Annotated in this window: 18 protein-coding genes, 1 tRNA gene and 1 CRISPR repeat array (1 of these 20 only partly in view); of the genes, 5 read left to right on the top strand and 14 right to left on the bottom strand. The window is 66.0% G+C overall.

Going from position 1 to position 24000, the window contains the following annotated elements; all coding sequences use genetic code 11:
- Positions 1 to 138: 138 nt before the first annotated feature.
- Together EV666_RS16135 and EV666_RS16130 are read right to left on the bottom strand one after the other, a co-directional pair.
- Positions 139 to 1377 (bottom strand): ABC transporter substrate-binding protein, encoded by a 1239-nt coding sequence (locus EV666_RS16135; protein ID WP_132010426.1) that lies wholly within the window; start codon positions 1375 to 1377, stop codon positions 139 to 141.
- A 133-nt stretch (positions 1378 to 1510) separates the two neighbouring features.
- Positions 1511 to 2293 carry an SDR family NAD(P)-dependent oxidoreductase gene (locus tag EV666_RS16130; protein WP_245514488.1) on the bottom strand — a complete coding sequence of 261 codons (783 nt, stop codon included), beginning with the start codon at positions 2291 to 2293 and terminating at the stop codon, positions 1511 to 1513.
- Positions 2294 to 2861: 568 nt separating this feature from the next.
- On the opposite strand from EV666_RS16130, the gene EV666_RS16125 reads away from it, so the two are divergent.
- Both EV666_RS16125 and EV666_RS16120 read left to right on the top strand, forming a co-directional pair.
- On the top strand, positions 2862 to 4103 hold the full coding sequence (locus EV666_RS16125) for an ABC transporter substrate-binding protein (protein WP_132010424.1): 1242 nt from the start codon (positions 2862 to 2864) through the stop codon (positions 4101 to 4103).
- Positions 4104 to 4505: 402 nt separating this feature from the next.
- Positions 4506 to 5342 carry an LOG family protein gene (locus EV666_RS16120; RefSeq protein WP_132010422.1) on the top strand — a complete coding sequence of 279 codons (837 nt, stop codon included), beginning with the start codon at positions 4506 to 4508 and terminating at the stop codon, positions 5340 to 5342.
- A 95-nt stretch (positions 5343 to 5437) separates the two neighbouring features.
- On the opposite strand, the gene EV666_RS16115 is transcribed toward EV666_RS16120, so the two are convergent.
- Positions 5438 to 5911, bottom strand: coding sequence for a hypothetical protein (locus EV666_RS16115; RefSeq protein ID WP_132010420.1), 474 nt, complete (start codon positions 5909 to 5911; stop codon positions 5438 to 5440).
- A gap of 307 nt (positions 5912 to 6218) precedes the next feature.
- Between EV666_RS16115 and EV666_RS16110 the strand changes: the two genes are divergently transcribed.
- A complete protein-coding gene (locus EV666_RS16110; protein WP_132010418.1) occupies positions 6219 to 7874 on the top strand; it encodes an FAD-binding dehydrogenase in 1656 nt (551 codons plus the stop codon).
- Positions 7875 to 8047: 173 nt separating this feature from the next.
- Here the strand turns inward: EV666_RS16110 and EV666_RS16105 are convergent, their stop codons facing one another.
- Together EV666_RS16105 and EV666_RS16100 are read right to left on the bottom strand one after the other, a co-directional pair.
- Positions 8048 to 8860 carry an enoyl-CoA hydratase/isomerase family protein gene (locus tag EV666_RS16105; protein ID WP_132010416.1) on the bottom strand — a complete coding sequence of 271 codons (813 nt, stop codon included), beginning with the start codon at positions 8858 to 8860 and terminating at the stop codon, positions 8048 to 8050.
- A gap of 294 nt (positions 8861 to 9154) precedes the next feature.
- A tRNA-Thr gene (locus tag EV666_RS16100) sits at positions 9155 to 9229 on the bottom strand.
- A gap of 237 nt (positions 9230 to 9466) precedes the next feature.
- On the opposite strand from EV666_RS16100, the gene EV666_RS16095 reads away from it, so the two are divergent.
- A complete protein-coding gene (locus EV666_RS16095; protein ID WP_132010414.1) occupies positions 9467 to 10420 on the top strand; it encodes an NAD(P)H-dependent flavin oxidoreductase in 954 nt (317 codons plus the stop codon).
- An 85-nt stretch (positions 10421 to 10505) separates the two neighbouring features.
- On the opposite strand, the gene EV666_RS16090 is transcribed toward EV666_RS16095, so the two are convergent.
- Positions 10506 to 11141, bottom strand: a complete 636-nt coding sequence (locus EV666_RS16090) for a trimeric intracellular cation channel family protein (protein ID WP_132010412.1) — start codon at positions 11139 to 11141, stop codon at positions 10506 to 10508.
- Positions 11142 to 11455: 314 nt separating this feature from the next.
- Complete coding sequence (locus EV666_RS16085; RefSeq protein WP_165910055.1) at positions 11456 to 11956, bottom strand: pyridoxamine 5'-phosphate oxidase family protein; 501 nt, start codon at positions 11954 to 11956, stop codon at positions 11456 to 11458.
- Positions 11957 to 12288: 332 nt separating this feature from the next.
- Here EV666_RS16085 and EV666_RS16080 point away from each other — a divergent pair, with 332 nt between their 5' ends.
- Positions 12289 to 13527, top strand: a complete 1239-nt coding sequence (locus EV666_RS16080) for an ABC transporter substrate-binding protein (RefSeq protein WP_132010408.1) — start codon at positions 12289 to 12291, stop codon at positions 13525 to 13527.
- A 139-nt stretch (positions 13528 to 13666) separates the two neighbouring features.
- On the opposite strand, the gene cas2 is transcribed toward EV666_RS16080, so the two are convergent.
- From cas2 to cas3, 7 genes are all read right to left on the bottom strand, one after another.
- Positions 13667 to 13957 carry a CRISPR-associated endonuclease Cas2 gene (gene cas2 / locus EV666_RS16075; RefSeq protein WP_132010406.1) on the bottom strand — a complete coding sequence of 97 codons (291 nt, stop codon included), beginning with the start codon at positions 13955 to 13957 and terminating at the stop codon, positions 13667 to 13669.
- A 3-nt stretch (positions 13958 to 13960) separates the two neighbouring features.
- Positions 13961 to 14995, bottom strand: a complete 1035-nt coding sequence (gene cas1c / locus EV666_RS16070; protein ID WP_132010404.1) for a type I-C CRISPR-associated endonuclease Cas1c — start codon at positions 14993 to 14995, stop codon at positions 13961 to 13963.
- Between the two features lie 232 nt (positions 14996 to 15227).
- Positions 15228 to 15872 carry a CRISPR-associated protein Cas4 gene (gene cas4, locus EV666_RS16065; RefSeq protein WP_132010402.1) on the bottom strand — a complete coding sequence of 215 codons (645 nt, stop codon included), beginning with the start codon at positions 15870 to 15872 and terminating at the stop codon, positions 15228 to 15230.
- Between the two features lie 75 nt (positions 15873 to 15947).
- Positions 15948 to 16898, bottom strand: coding sequence for a type I-C CRISPR-associated protein Cas7/Csd2 (cas7c, locus tag EV666_RS16060; protein ID WP_132010400.1), 951 nt, complete (start codon positions 16896 to 16898; stop codon positions 15948 to 15950).
- Positions 16898 to 18667 (bottom strand): type I-C CRISPR-associated protein Cas8c/Csd1, encoded by a 1770-nt coding sequence (gene cas8c / locus EV666_RS16055; RefSeq protein WP_132010398.1) that lies wholly within the window; start codon positions 18665 to 18667, stop codon positions 16898 to 16900. The genes cas7c and cas8c overlap by 1 nt, the downstream gene beginning before the upstream one ends.
- 195 nt (positions 18668 to 18862) lie before the next feature.
- Entirely contained in the window at positions 18863 to 19561 is a 699-nt protein-coding gene (gene cas5c, locus EV666_RS16050) for a type I-C CRISPR-associated protein Cas5c (protein WP_132010396.1), read from the bottom strand.
- A 91-nt stretch (positions 19562 to 19652) separates the two neighbouring features.
- Positions 19653 to 21932, bottom strand: a complete 2280-nt coding sequence (gene cas3 / locus EV666_RS16045) for a CRISPR-associated helicase Cas3' (RefSeq protein ID WP_280990848.1) — start codon at positions 21930 to 21932, stop codon at positions 19653 to 19655.
- A gap of 176 nt (positions 21933 to 22108) precedes the next feature.
- Positions 22109 to 24000: direct repeats of the CRISPR family, unit length 32 nt; unit sequence GTTTCGACCCACGCCCCCGCGTGGGGGGCGAC; it runs 213 nt beyond the window's last position.

Raw genomic sequence — 24000 nt, 5'->3', positions numbered from 1 at the left:
GAGCCGGGCAGCCATCCGGCCGCCTGGCGAGGTCGTTCTGGCGCAGCGCGCCAGATCAGCCGGCACGGCGCATCCCGGCGCCGTCAGCCTGGATGCGCCCAGGCCGCGCCGCCAAGGCGCGGCCTGCCGGAGAGCGTTTTAGTGAGCCGGCTTGCTCGCCGCGCCCAGCACGTCGCCGAAGCGCTCCCAGCCCTCGCCCTTGAAGCGGACCATCTGCATCTGCTTGACCGGCGCATGGTCGCCAGGCGCGGTGTTGAGGGTGATGCCTGGCAGGAAGCCCTTGATGTGAACATTCTTCAGGTTGCTGGCCTGCTTCATGATGTTCTCACGGGTCAGGTTGTCGCCTGCGGCTTCCAGCACCTTGTGCATGGCCTGGGAAACCACATAGCCGTACATGTGGCCGCTGTTGCCCATGTCGGCGCCCGGCATGTACTTCTCCATGAACGCCCGCCAGGCCTTCATGTCCGCGTTGTCATTCCAGCCCGGATCGTCCGGCGACATCATGTAGGACGAGGTGATCACGCCCTGGGAGTTCTCCAGGCCGGCCGGGCGCATCACCATCGCCGCCGAAGCGCTGGCCGTGGCGACGATGTGCAGGGGCTTCCAGTTCAGCGCCGCCATCTTGCGAATGCTCTGGGCGGTAAATTTCGGCGTGGAGAAGCTGAGCACCGTATCGGCGCCGGACGCCTGCATCCGCAAAAGCTGCGAATCCACCGTCGGCTCGGAGATGTCGTAAGCCACCTCGGCGACGACATATTTCTTGTAGTCCGCGCCCAGCGCTTCCTTCACGCCTTCCAGGTAATCTTTGCCGAAGTCGTCGTTCTGGTAGAGGATCGCTACCTTCGCGTTGGGCCGCTCCTTCTTGATGAAGTCGACGTAAACATGCGCCTCATCGCGCGTATTGGGCTGGAAGCCCATGGTCCACGGGAAGTTCTTCGGATCATTAAACTTCGAGGCGCCGGTGGCCAGGAACAGCTGCGGCACCTTTTTGGCGTTCAGATAACGCTGGATGGCGCTGTTGGCCGGGCTGCCGAAAGTGTTGAAGATCGCCAGAACTTCGTCGTTTTCCACCAGCTTGCGGGTCTGCTCCACCGCCTTGGGCGGGCTGTAGGCGTCGTCATAGCTGATGAACTTCACCTTGCGGCCGTTAATGCCGCCCTGTTCGTTGACCATCTTGAAGTAGGCCGCCTCCGTGGCGCCCATGATGCCGTATGACGACGCCGGACCGCTGTAGGGATAGGTGTTGCCAATCCTGATCTCGGTATCGCTGGCGCCAGCGTCGTATTTTTTCTCCGCCGCCAGCGCGGTGGCGGACACAAGCACGGACGCGGCCGCCGCGGCCATCAGCGCGCGGCGGGACAGGAAACGGGTCGACATGACTGCTGTTAACTCCGGAGGGTTCGTTGTCGTTGACATTGACCGGGACGCGGGCGCGGCGACGGGCCGTCTGCGGGCCATCTGAAAACGCGCCGCGCTCCGGTGAATACTGGAAAAGCCGGGCGTCGGCCTGTCAGGCGTTGCGCGCCATGAGGCCGCCGTCCACCGGGATCACCACGCCCGTCAGATATGAGGCGGCGGGCAGGCACAGGCTCAGCGTCATGTGCGCCACCTCTTCCGGGCGGCCATAGCGGCGCATGGCGGTGCGGATGCGGGCGTATTTCTGCTTGCTCTCATCCGGAATGTCGGCGGTCATCCCCGTTTCGATCGGCCCTGGACAGATGCAGTTGACGGTGATGCCCTCGCGTCCCAGCTCCACCGCCAGTGAACGGGTCAGGCCGGTGACGCCGGCCTTTGCTGCGGAATAGGCGCTGTGGCCGGCCGTGGCCCCGAGCGCTTCGGTGGAGGCGATGGTGACGATGCGCGCCGCGTCGGATTTGCGCAGCCAGGGCAACGCGGCTCGCACCAGACGCTGCTGGGCGGTGAGCAACACGGCGAGCCCCTGCGCCCAACGTTCATCATAGTCCGGCGCGTCGATCGGCGCGTAAACCGAGATGCCGGCGTTGGCGACCAGGCAGTCCAGCCCGCCGAAATGCGTCGCCGCCTCGTCCACCACCCGCTTCACGGCCTCCGCATCGGCCACGTCGAGGGCGAAGGCCCGGGCGTCGCCGCCATCGGCGCGGATGGCCGCCGCCACGGTTTCCGCGCCGTCGGCGCGAATGTCGACCACCGCCACCCGCGCGCCTTCGTCAGCAAAGGCGCGGGCCGTCGCGGCGCCCATGCCGCTGGCCGCGCCGGTGACGAAAACAATGCGGTTCCGCAACGAACGGTCGAGCTTCTTGTAGGGCGGCGTCACAGACAGGATCCTTCAGGTTGACCGTCGTTGGCCGCCATGAAGTTCATGGCGGCCCAGGCAGGCGCGACAGAACGCGACCCGGCGCCCCGTGCGGTGGCGCAGGTTCACGGATGACAGTTTGCATGGGTGGAGTGTACGGCCGGCGCGCGGGCAACACGGCGCGCAACAGGCCTGGATGCGCGAGGCGGCCTGAAGCCTCCTTGCAGCTGTTCCTCCCATATATTTTTTATCCACCTGGACAATGCTTTTGCCTCCGGCCGCTGTCAAGCGCATGCGGGCGCATGCCCGCGCCGCCATCCGGGAAAGCGAAGCCCCGGAAACCATGCGACAAAAGGCAGCCGGTTTGCGCAGCTGGCCGGGGCGGCGCCTATCGAACGGGGCGCCGCTCGCCTGGCGGCGCGCGCCCAGGCGGCAAGTTTTCGAGTTCAAGCTCAGGGCTTTTTGCTCTAGACGGCTGCTGGAGAGCAGACGGGATCGCGCGCGGAGTCGCCGCTTCGCCGCCCACCTGCGACCTCAAAACGCCGGGGCTCGCGCCTCCGGTCAAATCAGAACTTCCAGGGAGAGCTTGATGCGCCTGACCAAACGCACGTTCATCGCCAGTCTGATGGCCACCACGGTCGCCGCCTTCGCCATGGCCGGCCCGGCCCACGCCGAAAAGAAATATGGCCCCGGCGCCTCCGACACCGAGATCAGGATCGGCAATTTCGTCCCTTACAGCGGGCCGGTGTCCGCCTATGGCGTGGTCGGCAAGACCATGGACGCCTATTTCCGCATGATCAACGATCAGGGCGGCGTTAACGGCCGCAAGATCAAATTCATCAGCTACGACGACGCCTACAGCCCGCCGAAAGCCGTGGAACAGGCCCGCAAGTTGATCGAGAGCGATGAAGTGCTGGCGCTGTTCGGCACGCTCGGCACACCCTCCAACACCGCGATCATGAAATATGTGAACGCGAAGAAGGTCCCGCACCTGTTCCTGTCGTCGGGCGGCACCCGTTTCGGCGCGGACCCCAAGGCCCATCCGTGGACCCTGCCCTTCAACCCGTCCTACGAATCCGAAGGCCGCGTCTACGCCAATCTGATCAAGGAAAAATACCCCAACGCCAAAATCGCCGTGCTGGTGCAGAACGATGATTACGGCAAGGACATTTACAAGGGCGTGAAGGATGGCCTGGGCGACAAGGTCTCGATGATCGTCGCCGAGGCGCCCTACGACCTGTCGGACGCGACGGTCGACTCGCAGATGGTGAAGCTGAAGGCTTCCGGCGCCGACCTGTTCCTCAATCTGGCGACGCCGAAGTTCGCCGCCCAGTCGACCCGCAAACTTGGCGAGCTGAACTGGCGCCCGGTTCACATCCTGAACAACGTCGCCTCCCAGGTCGGCGCCGTGCTGGTTCCGGCCGGCCTTGAGAACGCCCAGGGAGCGATTACCGCCACCTTCATCAAGGACGCGAGCGATCCAACCCTGGCCAATGACGCCGAGGTCAAGCAGTTCAAGGAGTTCATGGCCAAATACATGCCGGATGGCGACATCAACAACAGCCTTTACGCCATCGGCTACGCAATGGCCGACGCCATGACCCACGTGCTGCGTCAGGCAGGCGATAACCTCACCCGCGAGAACGTCATGAAGCAGGCCCTGAGCCTCGACGGCTTCGCGCCGCGCATGGTCTACAATGGCCTGACCATGAAGACCTCGGAAACCGACCACTTCCCGCTCGAAGAGCTTCAGATCATGGTGTTCAAGGGCGACCGCTGGGTGGCTGAAGGCGGCGTGATTTCCGCCGTGACCGAAACAAAGAAGAAGTAACCCGCCGTCAGTCCTGCTGGCGACATCATGGCCCGCGCTCCTGGCGCGGGCCATTTTTATTGGCGCCCGGGCGCCGGCGATGCTCGCGGGTCATGCTCGTAGACGATGTTTGCAGACGATGTTTGCGAGCGACGCCCCCGCCGGCGGTTTTTCAGGCGCGGGTTCGCCGCCAGCACGCCGCGCTTCCGGTTCTGTTCACCGGCTTCACGGGGCCTTTTCGGGCCATCCAGCCGGTGATTGACGCACCCCGCCCCGCCATCCAGAGTGCGGCCAGGGCCGCCTGCGGCGCGGGAAGCGGTAACAGGGCGCAGGAACCTGTAACGCCGGAGAAGAACTGCGGCCGGGCGCCCGCGCGGGCATGGGACCGGGCCGGCCGACGAACCAGAGGATGCTGAAAAACTGATGGTGGATAATGTGGAGAATGGCGCGGCTCCAGGCGGCAATGGCCTGTCGAAAAGCTACATGCTGGCCGTTGAGGATACGGATTTCCTGCTGCGCGACGAGATGCGCGCCTTCCGCTTTGGACTTGAATTCGCCAAGGCGGAGCTGACCCTGCGGGACTGGGGCATCCGCTCCACCATCATCGTGTTCGGCAGCGCCCGCATCCCTTCGCCCGAGCAGGTCGAAACAGCCGCCGCCGCGGCGCGCACTCCCGACGAACAGAAGCATGTCGCGTGGATGCGCGGCCAGTCGCGCTACTACGACGAGGCGCGTGAGTTCGGCCGCATTGCTTCCGAACGCGGCGGCGCCTTCGCGCCCCGCAACCGCTGGCGCGACAATGTCATCGCCACCGGCGGCGGCCCGGGCATTATGGAAGCCGCCAACCGGGGCGCCGCCGACGTGCGCGCGCCCAGCATCGGCTTCAACATCACCCTGCCGCATGAGCAGCGCCCCAACCCCTATTCGACGCCGGAACTGACGCTGCGGTTTCACTACTTCGCCATGCGCAAGATGCACCTGGCCATGCGCGCCAATGCCCTGGCGATCTTCCCTGGCGGCTACGGCACGCTGGACGAACTGTTCGAGGTGCTGACGCTACAGCAAACCGGCAAGGCGCCGCGCATCCCCATCGTGCTGTTTGGCAAATCCTACTGGCAGCGGATCATCAATTTCGACGCCCTTGTGGAAGAAGGCGCGATTTCGCCGGAAGATATCAAGCTGTTCGAATACGCCGATACGGCGGAGGAAGGCTGGGAATCTCTGGTGCGCCGCGGCGTCACCACCATGCCGCCCGGCTGACCGCCCGATGCGGCGACGCGGCGCCCGCTTTTGCCGGACGCCGCGTCCCTCCCTCCATCAGAAAAATGTTCTTTCCGCGAAAAGCTGGCGCGAAGCTAAGCGCCGCGCTGGTGTTCTTCCAGGGCAAGGCGCACGATGGCCGCGCCGAGATCCATGGGCGCAGCGCCCACCAGTTGCGGCCCGGCGAAACCGGGAACGGTCACGGGCTGACGCATGTGATGGCGGATCCTGTGAACACAGACGAGACTATGCGCCACGAACACCTCGTACTGCGTCCCGGCCATGCCGCCGGTTTCCTGGATGGAAAACACCACGTGCGGATTCTTGTAGGCGTCCTGCGCCTCTGAAGTGAAATTGTTGCGGCAATCAATCAGGACCGCGCCGCCACACTCCGCCACGCAACGGTCAACCGCCGCGATCACGGCGTTCTCCAGCCACGCCGCCGCCAACTGGAAGCTCTTGCGCCGCATCACGCGGCTGGCGTCAGCCTGCGCCCGCCGGGCCTCATCCTTTTGCCTTTCAGCCGCAAGCTGCATGGAAACCCGCGCGCTATAGGGACTGGTCGACATGGCGAAATCCACGCTCCTGGAATGAAGCTCCGAAAGCCCGTGGCAAAAAAGCAGCCGCCCGACGGGGCGGCGACGCGGGGAGCCGGAAGCCAGAGGCCGGCAGCGAAGCAGGCCCTGAATAATGATGCAACCAACAACAGTCTATGGCGCTGGGGCAAGCGCCCGCGTGCGCCAACGCACATGCACGTGGTCGCCCGCGTGCCTGGCGCTCAAAACGATTCGCCGCCCCTGCCAAAGCACGGCTTGCCGCCACCCGGCCGCGCGCGCCACACTCCCCTGGGTTAAAGCGCCTTGTGGAGGGAGCGCCATGGCGGACGCGGATGCAATTGTCATAGGCGCTGGCCTCGCCGGCCTCGTCGCCGCCACAGAACTGGCCGACGCGGGCAAGCGGGTTATCGTGCTCGATCAGGAGCCGCGCCAGAATCTCGGCGGTCAGGCCTTCTGGTCGCTTGGCGGCCTGTTTCTGGTCGACACCCCGGAGCAGCGGCGGCTGGGCGTCCGCGACAGCGTGGAGCTCGCCTGGCGGGACTGGCTGGGCGCCGCCGGCTTCGATCGCGCGGAAGACCACTGGCCGCGGCGCTGGGCCGAAAGCTATGTGGCGTGGGCGGCCGGCGAAAAGCGCGCCTGGCTGCGCGCCATGGGCCACCGCATTTTCCCCATCGTCGGCTGGGCTGAACGGGGCGGCGCCAGCGCCCTGGGCCACGGCAATTCGGTTCCGCGCTTCCACGTCACCTGGGGAACGGGGCCGGGCGTGGTTGAACTGTTCGCTCGGCGGGCGCTGGCGGCCGAAACCCAGGGCCTGATCCGCTTCTGCTTTCGCCATCGCGTGGACGAACTGACGCGCTCCGGCGGCGCCGTTACGGGCGCGCGCGGCGCGGTGCTGGCCGACGACGATGCGCCGCGCGGCGTCAGCAGCAATCGCGAAATCACCGGTGAATTCGCCTTCTCCGCCCCTTCCGTGATTGTCGCCAGCGGCGGCGTCGGCGGCAATCCCGAGCTGGTGCGCCAGGCATGGCCAGCCCGGCTGGGAACGCCGCCGGCGCGCATGGTCGTTGGCGTTCCCGCCCACGTGGACGGCCGCATGCTGGGCATCGCCCAGACGGCCGGCGCCCGGCTGATCAATGGCGACCGCATGTGGCATTACGTGGAGGGCCTTCAGAACTGGGACCCGATCTGGCCCGGTCACGGCATCCGCATCCTGCCTGGCCCGTCCTCCCTGTGGCTGGATGCCCACGGCGCCCGCCTGCCGGCGCCCTGCTATCCCGGTTATGACACCCTGGGAACGCTGGCGCACCTGCGCCAGACCGGCGCCGATTACTCCTGGTTCATCCTCACCCAATCAATCATTCGCAAGGAATTCGCCCTTTCCGGCTCGGAACAGAACCCCGATCTCACCGGGCGCGACTGGCGGCTGGTGGCGCGCCGGGCCATCGGCAGGCGGGCCACCGGCCCCGTTGAGGCGTTCAAACAGCACGGGGCCGATTTCGTCGTGGCCGGCGCCATCGACGACCTGCTCGCCGGCATGCAACGGCTGGCTGGCGACGGCATGCTCGACCCTGAACGGGCCCGGCGCGAGGTGGAGGCCCGTGATCTGCAACTGGCCAATGCCTACGCCAAGGACAGCCAGATCATGGGCATCCACAATGCCCGCCGTTATCTGGGCGACAGGCTGGTTCGCACCGCCGCTCCGCACCGCCTGCTCGACCCCAGGCACGGCCCACTGATCGCCGTGCGGCTCAACATCCTGACCCGCAAGACGCTGGGGGGCCTCGAAACCGACATGGACGGCCGCGTATTCGGCGACGACGGCCAGATCATTCCAGGCCTGTATGCGGCGGGAGAGGCTTCGGGGTTTGGCGGCGGCGGCATGCACGGCTACCGGGCGCTGGAGGGCACGTTTCTCGGCGGCTGCCTGTTTTCGGGCCGGCAGAGCGGCCGCGCCGCCGCAAAAGCGGCAGGCTGAGGCGTCCTTCCGGAAACACGCCCGGCCAGCGCCCCCTCCCCCCCAGCCGGGTCACGGCATTGCGCGCAAGGTCACAGCCGTTTTCTTGAAGAAACCATGGTGGCGCGGAAGTAAATTAACCCCCCTCATCCTGGGTCCGCAGAAATACGTCATGCACAATCGGGCGCGCCAGCCTACTTGCCCTGAAAACGCGGTTTGCGCCGTTGAAGGAATGCGTCGACGCCCTCGCGATGGTCTTCGGTGAGACTGGCCAGAGCAAACTGGTCCACGTCCATATGGCTCGCCAGATCATCCAGGGCGTGCGTCAGCCGGTTGACTGTCTGCTTGGTCATGGCGGTGGGTATCGGCGGCTGCGCGGCAACCTTTTCGGCAAGCGCCATGGCCACATCGAAGGCATGGCCGGGATCGGCCAGTTCTTCCACGAGCCCCCATTCCCGTGCTTCAGCGGCTGCAATGCGCTGGTCAGCCAGGATGACCGCCTGTTTTGTGCGCGCCGGTCCGATCAGATGCAGCATGCGCGGCACGCTCTGCCAGCTCATGTTCATGCCAAGACCAATTTCCGGAACGCGGATATGGGCGTCACGCGCCATCACGCGAAAATCGAGCGCGACGGCCAGGGCCGCGCCGCCGCCAATACAAAAGCCTTCGATCGCCGCGATGGTGATCTGGTCCATGTCGTGCCACGCCCGGGTGAGGCGCGGCCCAAGTCGCAGATGCCGGCGCAGATCGCCCAGATTCATGTCCGCCCGCGAACGCCCTTCCGGGTCCTTCAGATCAAACCCGGCGGAAAACGCCCTGGGTCCACCCCTCAGCACCACCACCGAGGTCACCGGATCATCTTCAAAACCGCGCGCCGCGTCGGTGAGTTGCCTGAGCGCGTCGGGCGAAAGGGCGTTAACGCCATCATGCCGGTCAAAAGTTACAACCGCGATCCGGCCTTCCGGCCCCAGCCCGCGCTCCGTCGTGACGTATTGTTGCGTCACCATTGCCTCCCCATGCCGCGCCATCCGCCCTGGGCGCGCGGACGCCATATTGTTGGCAAGGATGATGGCAGCCCCGCCAGAGACTGGAAAGCCCCTCCCGACGTTGCCACAGACGCAGGTAAATCGCGACCTGTCGCCACCACGTGAACCCGGGATGGACATGGCGTCAAAGTCGCCGCCGCAAGGGTCGCGCGCCGGTCGGCAAGCCCGCCCGATGGCCCACGCCAGACCGGCCCCGCGCCGCAAAGCGCGCGCCGTACGGCAAAGCATCCAGAAAATGTCAGCTGAATACAAAAATGGTGCCGGCGGAGAGGATCGAACTCCCGACCTTCGGTTTACAAAACCGCTGCACTACCGCTGTGCTACGCCGGCCCATATGGCGGTCAACAGGCATGCTGACTGCCCGGCGCGATATGTCCGCGCTTTGATCGTCGGGTATCAATATTTGGCTGCTGAAGCAAGATTGCCGGTTGCGCCAGCGGTGGATTCGTAGAACGCGTGTCCGTCTGGCCGCACGCCGGCGCGGGCTTTTCAGGCGGCGGATGCGCCGCCATGATCGCGCCAGCCAAATTCCACCGCGAAGGTGGTCCGCATCCGGGAGGAACGTTCATGTTCGAAGGTAACCGCGTGGTCGCGCATACGCGCGCCCGTTTTCCGATCTTCCAGTCGCCAATGACCTGGATTGCCCGCGCGCCGCTCGTCTCGGCCGTCTCGGCCGCCGGTGGTTTTGGCCTGCTGGAGAGCACATCGCGTGATCTCGCCATGACCACGCGCGAGTTCACCGCCATCCGCGCCGCCACCAATGCGCCCTTCGGCGTCAATCTGCCGGTGCGTTATCTGAAGGAGGACCCGGCGGAAGAGCGGGCGATCATTGACTGGCTGCTGCAGCAGAAAATCCATTTCGTCACGACGTCAGCGGGCGATCCTGGCCGCTACGTGCGCATTCTGAAAGACGCTGGCGTCGTCGTCTATCACGCCACCGCGACGCTGTATGGCGCGAGAAAGGCGGTGGACGCTGGCGTCGACGGCCTGATTGTCGAAGGCGCCGAAGCCGCTGGCGTGCGCAACCCGGAAGAAGTGCACAGCTTTGCGCTGCTGCAGGCGGTGCGCGAAGCGGTGGACGTGCCGCTGGTGGCCGCTGGCGGCGTGGTTGACGGGCGCGGCATGGCGGCTGCCTTTGCCCTGGGCGCCGAAGGCGTCACCATGGGCACACGCTTCGTCGCGTCGGTGGAAAGCCCGGTGCACGAGAATTACAAGCGCGCCATTGTCGCCGCCCCCAGCGCCGGCACGGCCCTGATCGACAATCCGCCCGGCGCCCGCATGCGCGGCCTTAAAACCCCTTACGCCGAAGCGGTGCTGAAAGGTGAGCGCGAACAGCTTCCCTACAAGGACATCATCGACCGGCTGTATGTGAACGGCGACGTCGACGGCACCTCCGGCGCGGCTGGCGAAAGCTCGGGGCTGATCAGGGAGATCAAAACCGCGCAGCAGATCATCGATGACACCATCAGCAGCTTCTGGAGCCAGATCGACCGGCTCGCCGCCCTGCGCCCGCGCGCCTGAAACCGGTCGTTTACGCCGCGCGGCCAAAGGGCCCGCGCGGTCAGGCCCCGGCGCGGAAGCATGAACGCACGGGTTTTCGAACGTCTCAGTGCAACGTGTGGGTGTAAATGAACTTGGGCATGCTCCAGCCGTAGCGCAGCGCAAGCATGCGCAGGCTCAGGCCAATGGCCATGGCAATTCCCGTCGCCGCGTCATGGGGGGCGCCTATAATCTGCCCGCCCACATACAGCACGCCGGTGACGATGGAGACCGTCGCGTAAAGTTCGGTGCGGAACAGCAGCGGAATATCGGCGCACAGCATGTCGCGCAGCACGCCGCCCACGCAGCCGGTGATCATGCCGGAAGCAATGACGATGACAAACGGCATGTGCATGGCGATGGCGATATTGCAGCCAATCACCGTGAACACCACAAGGCCGATGGCGTCCAGAAACAGGAACAGTTTGCGCAGGTGGTGCATGTAACGGGCCACCGCGATGGTGGCGAGCGCCGCGCCGGCTGTAATCAGCAGATACGACGGATGCTCCACCCAGGACAGGGGATGCCGGCCCAGCAGCACATCGCGCACCGAGCCGCCGCCCAGCGCCGTAATTGGCCCGAGCATGGCGACGCCCATCCAATCCATGGAGCGGCGCCCGGCCACCAGCGCCGCCGTCACCGCCTCGGCGACAATGGCGATGAGATAGAGAACCTGAAGATAATACGCAGCGTCCAGACTCATGGATCTCGCCCGGAAAATGGAAACGGCGCCTGCCGCACCCGGACCTTCCGCTCCGCGCAACAGATACGCCCCGGCGTGGTTAAAGCGCGCCAGTTCAAAAAGATAGCCAATATCGCGTTAACGGCCGATGGATGGGACCCCAGGGGAATGCGGGGACCTGCAGCGCCAACAAGCGGCAAGCAAGCCGCATCCGCTTCTCGCCCGTCACTATCCTGCGTGGCGCCCACGCTACGGGCCGCGCCTGGCAAGATCGCCGATGCGCGGAATGCGCAGGGAAAACATCTGACCGGCCTGCCCTCACGCCCGGGCGGCTCCTACAGCCCGCTGACCTTGCGGCTGTCGCCCAGGCGCGGGTTGGCGCCTGAAATGGCCGCCCGGAGCAGCGCCACCACAGCGCGCAGACGACCAAGGCCGCCCCAGATTTCGGCCTCCTCGGGCTGGAAGGTGATCAGCCGGATGGCGGGATCCTCCGGCGAGGCCCACCAGGCGCGATCGTTGACGCTGAAGATTTCCCTGATCATCACCCGGTCATCGGAGACGTCGGCCCGGCCCGACACGGCCAGATAGTTGTTGCCGTGGTGATCAGCGAAGTTCAGGGAAACCAGCGGAAAGCGATGGATCTGATCCTTTTTGGCGCTCGCTTCATCGGTGAGAAAGTAGATGGCGTGGCGCTCACGGTTCGGCCGGGCGGCGACCGGCCGCGAGCGCTGGCGCTCACCATCCCATGTCACCAGCATGCAGACGCCGATGGCGTCGACAAGCTCCCAGACCTTGTCGACGGCCTCTTCCTGGGACAGGTTGCCGTACAGGGTCATTTGCCTCGTCCTGATCCGCACGCCCCTTCCCCAAGCAACTGACAACGATTGACGCGCGGTCTTGTTCCCGCCGCGCGCCATGGCCAGCGCCGGCCGCGCGAGGCGGACGCCGATGGAATTGGCCCGGTTTTCTGGGCCGCGGCGCCCGGTCATGCCCCTGAGCCGGCGCTTCCAGTCCTGTCGCCTGCGCCTTGTGAACAGCAGGGCGATATCCGGGCCCATGCGCAGAATAAAACGTCAACAGGTTGCGCTAATCCCCGGTCGCCGCCTATCTGTCAGCGCCGGCGACAACCGGACTTCCAGATAAAAACATCGTCCCCGAGGGAAAGTTCATGTCAGACACCATTGCCCGCGCCCCGCGCCTGTCCCGCCGCGACCTGCTGCGTCTCGCCGGCCTCGCGACTGTCGCCGGCGCGGGCGGCGTTGCTTCGCCAGCCATCGCCAAAGGCGCGTATGATGTGGGCGCCGATGATCATGAGATCCGCATCGGCCAGACGATGCCGTTCAGCGGGCCGGCCTCCTATGTCGGCGTGTCCGGCCGCGTGCAGATGGCCTATTTTGAGCGCCTCAACAGGCAGGGCGGCGTCAATGGCCGGCAGGTGAAGCTGCTTTCGGCCGACGATGCCTACAGCCCGCCCAAAACCGTGGAAGCGACGCGTCGCCTGGTGGAGAGCGACCAGGTGCTGGCCATGTTCAACTCAACCGGCACCGCCTGCCAGACCGCCGTGCAGAAGTATCTCAATGCCCGCAAGGTGCCGCAGTTGATGATCAGTACGGGCGCGGCGCGCTTCAACGATCCGAAGAACTTCCCCTGGACCACGCCGGGCTCGGCGCTCTACGCCACCGAAGCCAGGGCGCTGGCGCGCCACCTGCTCCAGGCCTCCCCCGACGCCAGGATCGCCATCCTGCACCAGATGGATGAGATGGGGCGGGACTACGTGGCGGCCTTCAGGAACGAACTTGGCGATCGCGCCAAAACCATGATCGTCGCCGATGCGACCTACGAGGCCGCCGACCCCACCGTCGACTCCCAGGTGCTCAAGCTGGCCAGTTCCGGCGCCGACGTGTTCGTCAACCTCGCCATGGGCAAGTTCGTCTCCCAGTCCCTGCGCAAGGTGCGTGAGAGCGCCTGGCGCCCGGCCCAGTATCTGATGAGCATTTCCTCCACCAACTCGCTGCTGAAGCCGGCGGGAACAGAGGCCGCGACCGGCGTGATGGGCCTGCGCGCGGCGCGCAACGTATCGAGCCCGCGCTGGAAGGACGACCCTGCGGTGAAGGACTACCTGGCCCTGCTGGACGCTCACCTGCCCAACCTGGACAGGAACGACAACGTCGGCTTCATGGGCTATTCCATGGCCAGCGTGCTGCACCAGCTTCTGACCCGTTGCGGCGATAATCTCACCCGCGCCAACCTGCTGAAAGTCGCCACCAACCTCACCGACATGACGGCGCCCATCAACCTGCCCGGGGTGAACTTCGCCACGACCCCGGAGGATTACTCGCCCCTGAAAAGCTTTGAGCTGGCGCGCTTTGAAGGCGACGACTGGACGGCGATCAGGATGCTCAACTGACCGCATCCGCAGCCCCGGCGGCGGGCAAGTTCTGGCGATGGTAATCGCCCTTCAGGTGCAGATGAGGCCCGGCGCATGTCGCCGGGTTTCTTTACATGCGGCGCGCCCGCCAGCATCCCCCTTTCACCAGCCCCTGCCTTCAGATGATCAGCGGCCCATTCAGATCCGTCGCCGGTTTGGCGCCCACATGCTCGATCCGCCGGCTCCAGTTGGCCCCAAGAAAGTAATAGCGCAGACTGTCCTGCTCCGGGTCGATCAGCCCCTCCAGCCTGGCCCGCAGCAGGGTCCACTGCGCCGGATCGACCTCGATCTCGAACACCGAAAACTGCACCCGCTGGCCGAAGTCCCGGCATGCCTTCGCGACCCGCCGCAAACGTCTGGCGCCGCCGGGCTCGCTGGTCCGCACATCATAGGTCACGAGCACCAGCATGACTTATTTCCATATCCATGGCGGATAGCCGTCGAGGTCGCCGCGCAAATGCCGCGCCAGCAGCAACGCCTGCAAATGTGGAACCAGCCCCAGCGGCGCGCCCTCCTCCAGGAACGGATGGCGACGCTCCTCCTTCTTGCGCTCCTGCCAGGCGGTCAGCACCGTGCGCCGGCCATCGTCCGTGAGCATCACCGCCCCGCCGTCGCGCCATTCAAAATCCCGCGCCCGCAGCTGGCGGCGATTGAGCAGCGACAGCGCCAGCCGGTCCGCCATCACCGGTCGCAGCTCCTCCATCAGGTCCAGCGCCAGCGACGGCCGGCCGGGCCGCTCGCGGTGCAGAAAGCCGACGGCCGGGTCAAGCCCAACGCCCTCCAGGGCGCTGCGGCAGTCGTGAACCAGCAAGGTGTAGAGAAACGACAGCAACGCGTTGACCGGGTCGCGCGGCGGGCGGCGGCTGCGCCCGAGAAAACGCACCGGCTCATCCGGGGCCCGCACCAGATGGCTGAAAACGGTGAAATATGTCTGGGCGGCGTCGCCCTCATGGCCACGCAGCACATCAATGCCCTCTCCGGCCAGCGCCGCCCGCCGCAGGATGCGCGCCAGCCTGTCCACGGCGGCGGCAATGGCGGCTTTGGCCTCCGGCGGCATGGTCTCGCCGTAATCGCGCAGCGCCCGTTGCAGCACCACGCGCTGGTTGGCGACCTTGCCGCAGACGATGCTGCGGACGATTTCGTCTGCGGCGTCACTGGCGCGATACTGCGCCCGCCGCAACAGCACGTTGCCGGAAACCGGCCCCTCGATGCGCGCCTGGAACCGGCCGGCGCGATCAAGCAGAACAATGGTAACGCCGCCAGCGGCCAGGGCCTGGATCAGCGGCGGCGTCACCAGCACGGCGCCAAACGCCACCACCGAACCCAGCATGTGGAACGGCGCGCGGCCCCGTTCGACGCCGTCGATCTCCGCCACCAGGTTCTCGCCGTCCTTGCGCAAGGCGGCGCCTTCGGTGGTGATATAGACGGTGTTGAGCAGCTTCTTCATCAGCCCGCCTCTCAACGCGTCAGCAACCCGCACGATCCGGCCAGGGCGCCCTCCAGGAGAACACAGGACAAACCCGCTTCGACAGCGCCGTATATCCGCTTCGTGTTCTTGAGCAGCGGCGCCTTCTGAGCGCGCGCCGCCGCCTCGCACAGAAATGCCCCATGCGGAGGCGCGAAACTGCTGACGCATTCGCCCCCCATTTGGGCGCGGTGGCTCTCACCGCGTCCTGGCGTCAATCCAGCCCCTGCTCCAGCGCGCCGCCGACCGCTGCGGCCCGGAACGCCAGGGCAGATTTGCCCGCCATCGTTGGCCGGCACAGTTCAATCAGCGAGCAGGCCCGGCAGCGCGACGTCTTGAATTGCGCCGGCGGCGTGCGGCCGGTAGCGAGCACGGCCCCGAAGGCCAGCGCCGTGCTTTCCGTCAGCTCCCGCAGGCCGGCGTCAAATGGAACGACGACGCGGCGGCGGGTTTCCCCGTAGAACAGCGCCCCCTCCGGCACAGGGCGGCCGGTCATTTCCTCGAGACACAAGGCCTGGGCGCACAATTGCACCTCGTCGGCCCGGTGTGTTTTCGGCTTGCCGCGCTTGTACTCCACCGGAAACGGCGTTTCGCCGTCGGGTCCGGCGTGGAACTCCACCATGTCGGCGACACCCGCCAGATTGAGCCGCCGGCAGGCCAGCGCCATGGCGCGCACGTGCCGGATAGCGCCGCGGGTGCGAACGCCCGGCCGGTCCGCCGCCGTGTGCAGCACCTGCCCCTCCGCCGTGAAGCGGTTTTCCGCCCACAACTGCTCCACATGGATCAGCGCCGCCTGCCGCAGGCAGAACACCGCATGCTGCAGGGCCGAGATGGCGATGGGTTCCGGCGTCTGATCCATGACGGCGACCTCCCGGGCCGACGGCGCGTATCGGGGTAATAGCAGCGGCAACCGCTTTTGCCCGGAATGACCGGCTCAGAGGATTTCCAGCACCTCCACCTGATCGGGAATGGCCGCGCGGTCGATGGCGACCTCGTAGTCGGCGAAGCGTCGGGGCGGCGGCAGGTTGTCCAATCGCCGGCTGGCCGGATCGTAGCTTTCGCCATCGACGTTCCGCAGCACCTTCACCGCGTCGAACAGCCGGTGCGCCGGGGCGTTGCCGAGCGCCGAGCCATGTTTGAAGGCGATGATCTTGCGCGCTGTCATCTCGCCGCGCGCGGCCGAGCGGTCATGCTCGAACATGTTGGCCAGCGCCTCGAACAGCAACTGCATGTCGGCTTCGGAGAAGCCGGTGCGGCCGGCGAGACTGGCGTTGACGAAGATGTGGGCGCGATACAACCCGTAAGGCACGATGTATTTGCGGCCCATGGTGCGGTTTTCGGTGCGGCCCTCGCCATCCTCCTTGTCCCGGTCCGCCTTCTCCTTCTCGGTGGTGGCGGCCATGCGGGTGATGGTGATCTCCATCGGCATGATCGGTTCGACGGACGAGGCAAAGGCCAGTTGCACCGGCCCGCGCACCTGGCCGGCGTTGATGCCAGTGCTCATCACCGCGCCAAACGTGCGCACGTCGAAGAAGTTCTCGCACATGAATCCGGTGACGGCGCGCGCCTCGTCGTCGCTCTGCGGGTTGAGCTTCTTCTCCTTGTCCACCTTGGCGTCGCCGGGGCGCTTCGCCTTATAGGCCTCGCGGTGGCGCTCGTTAAGAATGGAGCCTTCCTGAACGTAAATCCGGTAGCCCGGCTCGGCGCCCTTCGCCAGTTCCACGTAATTGCGGATCTTGCGTTTCAGCGACACGTCGGTGACCAGACCGTGGTTCGTTTCCGGGTCGATGCGCGGCAGATTGCCGGCGTCCGGGTCGCCATTGGGGTTGCCGTTGGTGACCTCGAACAGGAAGACAATGTCGTAACGGTTGGCGAGCGTCGTCATCAGGCGTCCCCCTCGGCGCCGGCGTCTGCGGCCGTGTCGGATTTGGCGAAATATTTGTTGCGCTGGTGATAGTAGCCGAGGGCAAACAGCGCCTGGCTCCTGTCGGAAAGATTGGCCGGAAACGGATCGGCCGACGGCTCCATCATCTCCATGATGCCGGCGACATCCCGTTCCAGATTGACCATACGGCCCCGCTGTTGCTTGCCAAGGCGCGACAGATGGTTCTGCGACAGGCTGGCGAGCGTGGTGAACACCTTGCGCGGGTGCGCGGCGGCGGCGCCGTAATATTTGTCGGTCACCGAGGCGTTGACATCGCCCAGCGCCGCATACTGGATCTGCTGGTAAACGGCGAACAGCCGGCCGAGCACGTAGCCCGGGTCCTTACAGGTTGGGTCGAGCGCCACGGGAGCCCCCACATTGAAGTTCCGGATCAGGATGGATTTGAGCATCGCCACGCGGGTGGCGTTGATGGCGCGATATCCGCTTGCGCCAACTTCGGCGCGGATGCGCATCAGCACGGCGCTGAGCAGCGTCAACGGATAGGGCGCGCCAGTGAGAATGGCGCGCAGCCAGTCGCCGGCGAGATTGGGCGGAATATTCTCGCGCTTGCGCAGCGTCGCCGTCTCCAGCAGCATCCGCCACAGCGACAGGGTGTTGCGCGGCGGCGGCTCGATGCGCAGCCTCTCCTGGTGCTCCGCCACCAGCCTCGCCAGGTCGCGGAAATCGTCTTCGATATAGAAGCGCACCGAGATGCGCGCCGCGTTCGGCGCAAGGCCGACCACATAGAACCGCACGCCAGGGGCCAACGCCGCCGACCAGTCCGGAACCTTCAGGCTGCCCCGCACCCGCTCCAGGGCGTCGCCAACCTTCTTCGCCTCAACCTCGTCGTCGACATCGAAGAAAGAAGCGAAAATCCCCGCCGCCGCCTCATTGGCGACCTCATCATCGCCATCAGCCCAGAACACCGTCGAAGCGTCGCCAATTTGCAGGCGATGGCCGCTGTCACGGTCAAGAAACTGGTTGAGCATGCCGGTGTAGGCGGCGGCCGCAGCATCGGACACCGGCGCATTGTCGCCCTGCTCGTTGCCATAGGATGTAAAGGCGTCGAGGTTGAACGACACAATGGACGCGCCGGATGATTGCGCTCCCCAGACGCCCTTGATCGCCGGATGCAGCCGCGCCACCGGCGCCCGACGGCCGCTGACCAGACACAACGCGCTGTTCCTGTCGCCGCCGCCGGACAAGCCGGCCCAGATGGCCTGCGCCGCCGGCCGGTCATGAATACGGGTATTGGCCAGGCGCTCGCTTTCCAGGGCGAAGACCAGGTTCTGGTCCTTCATTTCCTCCGGCCAGCCGAGTTCGGTAAACCGCTCCGGTCGCCACCAGCCCAGGAAGCCAAGGAAGGCTGACAGCCCCTCATCCTTCGCGCCAGCCAGCCAGTCCTGATGGCTTTCGACAAAGGCGGCGTGTTCTTTCGCCGTCCGTTTGCCCTCACCGGCGGTCACCCCCAGCACATAGGCTGTTTTGTCCCAGAGAAAGTTTGGCGCAACGCCGGACGTGCGCTTGGTCGGCTGCGGAACAGCCATCAGCCGGGGGCTACGCTTGCGCCCTTCCCCCTCGCGCAGATCCACCGGCGCGCCGGCCGGCGTTCCATCAGCCTGCAGCGGAATCAGCCAGGAGATTTTTTCCTGCGAGAACCCAAACGGCGGCGCCTCGCCGCGCGCGGCCCGCCGCTCATAGGCGCGGGCCAATGAGGCCAGCATGGTCATTCGTCGCCCCCCGAGCGGGACCGCCGCCCTTATCTACGAACAACTCTTCTTTACACTTCCGGTTTCGACCCACGCTCCGCTGTCTCCAGAGAACGACAACGGCGACGGTCCCAACCAAAGGATGTCGAAAGCGCTGCCCCGAGTCAACGGTTCCGTAAATGTAATGAAGAAAATCAATTCAGTGACCGGGATACTTCATCGCAGCACCTCCGGCGTATCCGGCCGCGGTATCCGCACCACGCCCCTGTCCAGCGTCGCCCGGAAAAACATCGACGCGCGATCGCCGCCATGATTGATGTCGTAGAGCATGAAGCCGAGGTCGCGCGGCTCACCAAAGCCAAGCCCGCGGCGTGCGTTATCACCAGGCTCTGCTTCCGGCATCGGCGCATCCGGTTCGATCAGGCTGAAGTCGGCCGGGAATTCGCGCGTGCCCAGGCACGGCTGGTGAAAGCATTGCCCCTTGCGGGCGCGCCGGTTGAAGATGTCGAGGTGCTTGCCGTCCGCCTGGTCCGCCCCCGCCCGCCCGGTGTGCGCGAAATGGGCGCAGATGACATAGTCCACATCGGTCAGCAGGGTGGCGGCGCGCTGCTGGCGATTATCCTCCACCACCAGCGTCAGATCGCCGATATCGCCGGATTTCATCGCCCGCCGCACCGACGCCGCCGGCGTCTTCGCGCCAACCTCGTTGCGGCGGATCGACTGGAAGCGGATCGGCTTGAGCACGTGGATTTCGTCAACAATCCAGCGGATGTCAGGCTTCCAGTAAATCGCCTCCAGGATTCCGCGCGCCGCCGATGGCGTCATCACATCGTAGGATACGCGCTCCACCTTCATTTCCGGCCGGGTAAAGCAGGCGAATTTGCCGCGAACCCGCAATCGCACGCCGTAACTCACGCTTCCCCCCAACCATTGCTGGCCGCCATTGCTGAAATACAAGCATTTTGCGCATTCTCAGACAATAACAACCAAAGTACAAGGCAAATCATCAGAAAATATATTGCTCAAGCCCCATGGAATCGGCCAGCTCCCACACCAGCCCTTCCTCCGGGCTGTAAAGATCATCCCGCGTCAGCACAGCAAACTGCTCGCCGAAGCCTTCCAGAAACCTGGCGTGGCCGTTTTCGATCAGCAGTTTGCGATAGCGGGGCGGAATCTGGACAATCCACGATTGCAGCTTTCGCGCCTGCCCGCCGACCGGCGCGCCGGCCCGCAGCGCCGCGATGGCTTCGCGCGGCTCATCCTCCTGCACGATAATCACCGGCGCCATGCCGTCTTCGATGAAGCGAAAAGCCTCGCCACAGGTCCTGTAGCCAAACGCCGGCCGAGCATTGCTGATCCCAAACAGATCCGCCACCGCCGCGTTCTGATTGCGCCCGTCCCGGTTTTTCACCTTGACCTGGTCCAGACCGTCGCCCTTGCCCCAGTAAACTTCGCGAAAATACAGCGTAATGACGTCACGGGCGAAGAAATCCGCCTGTTCCGACGCCGCGCGCCCAAACGCTGCCGCCAGTTGCTGAATCGCCGGCGGCGACTTCACTTCAGCTGGCGTGAATACATCCACGAAGCTTTCACTGGCCAGACGCTCGCCTTCGCGATTGCAGCGCCCCGCCGCCTGGATAATGCTGTCCAGCCCCGTTTCCGCCCGCCAGACGCGCGGAAATGACACGTCGACGCCAGCTTCGATGAGACTGGTGGCGATGACCCGGCACGGCTCTCCCGCTTTCAGGAGCCGGCGCACGTCTGCCAGTATGCGCCGCCGGTGCGCCGCCGTCTGCCGTGTGGTGAGATGCACCAGCCCTTCCAGCCCGGCTTCCTTTGCCGCGAGATACAATGCCCGCGCGTGCGCGCGATTGTTGACGATGACCAGCCCCTGCGGGCTCCCGGCCAATTCCTGCACCAGCTCCGCGTCCGTCAGCGCGCCGCGCAACCGGGGCGTCACCCGCTTAAGTTCAGCATGCAGGGCGTCCGGATTAGGGGCGAGTTCTGTCACCTGCTTAAAGCCCCCCAAAAAATCCGGCGCCAGCAACGCCGGTTGCGTCGCGGTGCACAGCACCACCGTGCAGCCGTAATTGCGCACCAGCTCGTCCAGCGCCGCAACGCAGGGCCGCAGCAAATTAAGCGGAATGCTCTGCGCCTCGTCCAGCACGATCACGGCGTTACACAAATTGTGCAATTTGCGACAACGCGCGGGTCGCGCCGAGAACAGGCTCTCGAACAGTTGCACATTGGTGGTGACCACAAGCGGCGCCGCCCAGTTCTCCATCGCCAGGCGCCGCTTGTTGACGCCCCCCAAATCCACCTGCTCCCCCTCCTCAGACGCTGGCGGCGCGTCGAACCCGGAGTGATGCTCCAGAACGACAGGCCGGCTGTCGTCATCGCCGAACACCGCGCGCATGATTCCGGCCGTCTGCTCGACGATTGAGGTGAACGGTATGCCGAAGACGATGCGGTCCATGCCGTGATGGCGCGCATGCTCCAGGGCAAACGCCAGCGAGGACAGGGTCTTGCCGCCGCCGGTCGGCACGTCGAGCGTGAACACGCCCTTCGGCATCGTCGCCCTGCTCCGCACCTGCGCCAGAATGGCGTTGCGCAACTGGTTAAGCGGCGCGGCGCGCGCCGCCTCCGGCATGGAAGCCGCCTTTTCTTCCATATAGGCGTCGAAGGCGGCGACCAGATCGCCAGCGATCTCCGGCAGCCGCGGCCACGACCGGTCGACCGGTTCAGCCTTCAGCCCGGCATAATAGGCCTCGGTGCACAGGCGATCCGCGTCCACGAGACAGGAAAACAACATGCGCCCGAGGAAGGCGGCCTGAAATACCGCCCGCTTTTTGGCCGGCCCCGGATACGGGCTGAAACCTTCCGGAGCCAGCTGGCGCGCCTCAGCCGTGAGCGCGTCGCGCCAACCGGGAAACAGCGCCGGCAGATCGTTGCGGGCCAGACGCCCCTCCAGGCAACCATCCTCAAGCCCGTGATCAGGCAAGCCGGCGTGATGACCAGCGATGGCGTACGCCGCGATGCTGGCGAACAGCCTGTCCTGCGGCGCGGTCGCGAGGCTGATGATCTCGCGCGCGCCGGCGGTGGAGTGGTCTGGCCCCTTTGCGCGCGCGCCCCGAATGTATTGCTGGAACTCCCGCGTGTATTTTCCAAGATCGTGCATCTGCCCGGTCAGCCTAGCCAGGCGACTGGCGCCAAACTTGCCGGCAAACGCGCCGGCCATATCGCCGACCGCATGCGAATGAACCGGGCACGTCTCCCAATCCGTCATGTCCGGATTTGGAGACGAATGCGCAAAATAAACCTCTGGACCCATGACGCCCCCCAACGCACGTGGATCAACGGAACCCAGACTGTACGATCGCCTCTTCCATCAAAAGCCATCGCCCGACGGTATCCACTACTTTCTGACGACTTTCCAGGCGGCGCGAAATTCTGGGCGCATGCGTTTCGATCCACGCGCCCGCATGGGGGGGGCGACTCGGCGTCGCCCTGTGCGGCATGCGCCAGGCCGTTGTTTCGACCCACGCCCCCGCGTGGGGGGCGACCAGCCTGTGCGAACGGTTTTGCGGGCCCAACTGGTTTCGACCCACGCCCCCGCGTGGGGGGCGACCGCGGTTGCCGAAGTCTGTCACGAGATAACTGAGGTTTCGACCCACGCCCCCGCGTGGGGGGCGACGCCGGCCGGATCGCGGCCGGGCTCACTGAATGCCGTGTTTCGACCCACGCCCCCGCGTGGGGGGCGACCCGTGATGCAGCGCAACAGGCTGCCGAAGATTCCGTTTCGACCCACGCCCCCGCGTGGGGGGCGACGTCAATGACCTTGGCGCCTGTTGAGCCTTCGACCCGTTTCGACCCACGCCCCCGCGTGGGGGGCGACCTGCCATCCGCTGTTGGCGCGGACGGGAGGGCGATGTTTCGACCCACGCCCCCGCGTGGGGGGGCGACGTCGTCGGCATTGACGACCAGCGAGACGTTGCCCGGTTTCGACCCACGCCCCCGCGTGGGGGGCGACCACCAGGATCCGCGCCGAGATCATTGCCGACCTGTTTCGACCCACGCCCCCGCGTGGGGGGCGACAAGGGTTTTTGTCAGGCAAACTCGCGGTCGCGCGTTTCGACCCACGCCCCCGCGTGGGGGGCGACCGGCCAACTATGCCCTGTCGCCACTGGCGTGGATCGTTTCGACCCACGCCCCCGCGTGGGGGGCGACCACGCTTTCCTGCAAACATGCTTCCCAGCCGAGGTTTCGACCCACGCCCCCGCGTGGGGGGCGACTCTCCTGGGTGACCGTGGTGACCTCGCCCTCGACATGTTTCGACCCACGCCCCCGCGTGGGGGGCGACAGCGACACGCGGTCGTTGGCATATGCTGCGTTGATGTTTCGACCCACGCCCCCGCGTGGGGGGCGACTAGTCGCGTCGCCGCGCAGCGCAACGCCGTCGATGTTTCGACCCACGCCCCCGCGTGGGGGGCGACCGCAAGCGCTTCCTCCGCCGTGTCGCCAATGCCCGTGTTTCGACCCACGCCCCCGCGTGGGGGGCGACGCGGCCGGCTCACGCCGGCCGGAGCGTCAGGACTGGTTTCGACCCACGCCCCCGCGTGGGGGGCGACGGTGGACGACTATTTTCTCGTCGCCACACTGGCGGCGTTTCGACCCACGCCCCCGCGTGGGGGGCGACGCGTCGACCACGCTTTCAGCCTCGTCGTCATCGAGTTTCGACCCACGCCCCCGCGTGGGGGGCGACGTGCCGACGCTTCGGCATGATCAGAACTCGACGTCGGTTTCGACCCACGCCCCCGCGTGGGGGGCGACTCTGGCTGCTGCCGATGCTGCGCCGCCAGGTGAAGTTTCGACCCACGCCCCCGCGTGGGGGGCGACGCGTGGCAGCCGGCAAATGGCCGGACGCAAGCGAGGTTTCGACCCACGCCCCCGCGTGGGGGGCGACTGCGGACTGTTGATGTTGCTCGCTTCACGGATCGTTTCGACCCACGCCCCCGCGTGGGGGGCGACTCCGCAAAATCCACCTCGGCATCAAGCCCCGATCAAGTTTCGACCCACGCCCCCGCGTGGGGGGCGACTCCGGATCGCCAGTGGTGCAACCCCGCCACCTGGCTGTTTCGACCCACGCCCCCGCGTGGGGGGCGACACGGGATTATCGCAAGCTGCCTCGCCACCACTGGCGTTTCGACCCACGCCCCCGCGTGGGGGGCGACATGAGCGCGCCGCCCTCACCCGAAAGGACAGCAAATGTTTCGACCCACGCCCCCGCGTGGGGGGCGACTCCGAACCGCGCCGTATGGCTTTCCTGATGCGGTGTTTCGACCCACGCCCCCGCG

The organism is Camelimonas lactis (genome assembly GCF_004342915.1).
Taxonomy (GTDB): Bacteria; Pseudomonadota; Alphaproteobacteria; order Rhizobiales; family Beijerinckiaceae; genus Camelimonas; species Camelimonas lactis.
The sequence above is the reverse complement of the archived record's forward strand: the minus strand, read 5'-3'. Positions and strand labels throughout refer to the sequence as shown.

Bases quoted from the DNA above. Each gene is read 5' to 3' on its own strand.
- cas8c (WP_132010398.1), bottom strand. From the start codon at position 18,667: ATGACCATGCTGGCCTCATTGGCCCGCGCCTATGAGCGGCGGGCCGCG.
- cas3 (WP_280990848.1), bottom strand. From the start codon at position 21,932: ATGACGGATTGGGAGACGTGCCCGGTTCATTCGCATGCGGTCGGCGAT.
- EV666_RS16080 (WP_132010408.1), top strand. From the start codon at position 12,289: ATGTCAGACACCATTGCCCGCGCCCCGCGCCTGTCCCGCCGCGACCTG.
- EV666_RS16105 (WP_132010416.1), bottom strand. From the start codon at position 8,860: ATGGTGACGCAACAATACGTCACGACGGAGCGCGGGCTGGGGCCGGAA.
- EV666_RS16135 (WP_132010426.1), bottom strand. From the start codon at position 1,377: ATGTCGACCCGTTTCCTGTCCCGCCGCGCGCTGATGGCCGCGGCGGCC.
- EV666_RS16125 (WP_132010424.1), top strand. From the start codon at position 2,862: ATGCGCCTGACCAAACGCACGTTCATCGCCAGTCTGATGGCCACCACG.
- EV666_RS16115 (WP_132010420.1), bottom strand. From the start codon at position 5,911: ATGTCGACCAGTCCCTATAGCGCGCGGGTTTCCATGCAGCTTGCGGCT.
- EV666_RS16090 (WP_132010412.1), bottom strand. From the start codon at position 11,141: ATGAGTCTGGACGCTGCGTATTATCTTCAGGTTCTCTATCTCATCGCC.
- cas2 (WP_132010406.1), bottom strand. From the start codon at position 13,957: ATGCTGGTGCTCGTGACCTATGATGTGCGGACCAGCGAGCCCGGCGGC.
- EV666_RS16120 (WP_132010422.1), top strand. From the start codon at position 4,506: ATGGTGGATAATGTGGAGAATGGCGCGGCTCCAGGCGGCAATGGCCTG.
- EV666_RS16085 (WP_165910055.1), bottom strand. From the start codon at position 11,956: ATGACCCTGTACGGCAACCTGTCCCAGGAAGAGGCCGTCGACAAGGTC.
- cas1c (WP_132010404.1), bottom strand. From the start codon at position 14,995: ATGAAGAAGCTGCTCAACACCGTCTATATCACCACCGAAGGCGCCGCC.
- cas4 (WP_132010402.1), bottom strand. From the start codon at position 15,872: ATGGATCAGACGCCGGAACCCATCGCCATCTCGGCCCTGCAGCATGCG.
- EV666_RS16110 (WP_132010418.1), top strand. From the start codon at position 6,219: ATGGCGGACGCGGATGCAATTGTCATAGGCGCTGGCCTCGCCGGCCTC.
- EV666_RS16095 (WP_132010414.1), top strand. From the start codon at position 9,467: ATGTTCGAAGGTAACCGCGTGGTCGCGCATACGCGCGCCCGTTTTCCG.
- cas7c (WP_132010400.1), bottom strand. From the start codon at position 16,898: ATGACGACGCTCGCCAACCGTTACGACATTGTCTTCCTGTTCGAGGTC.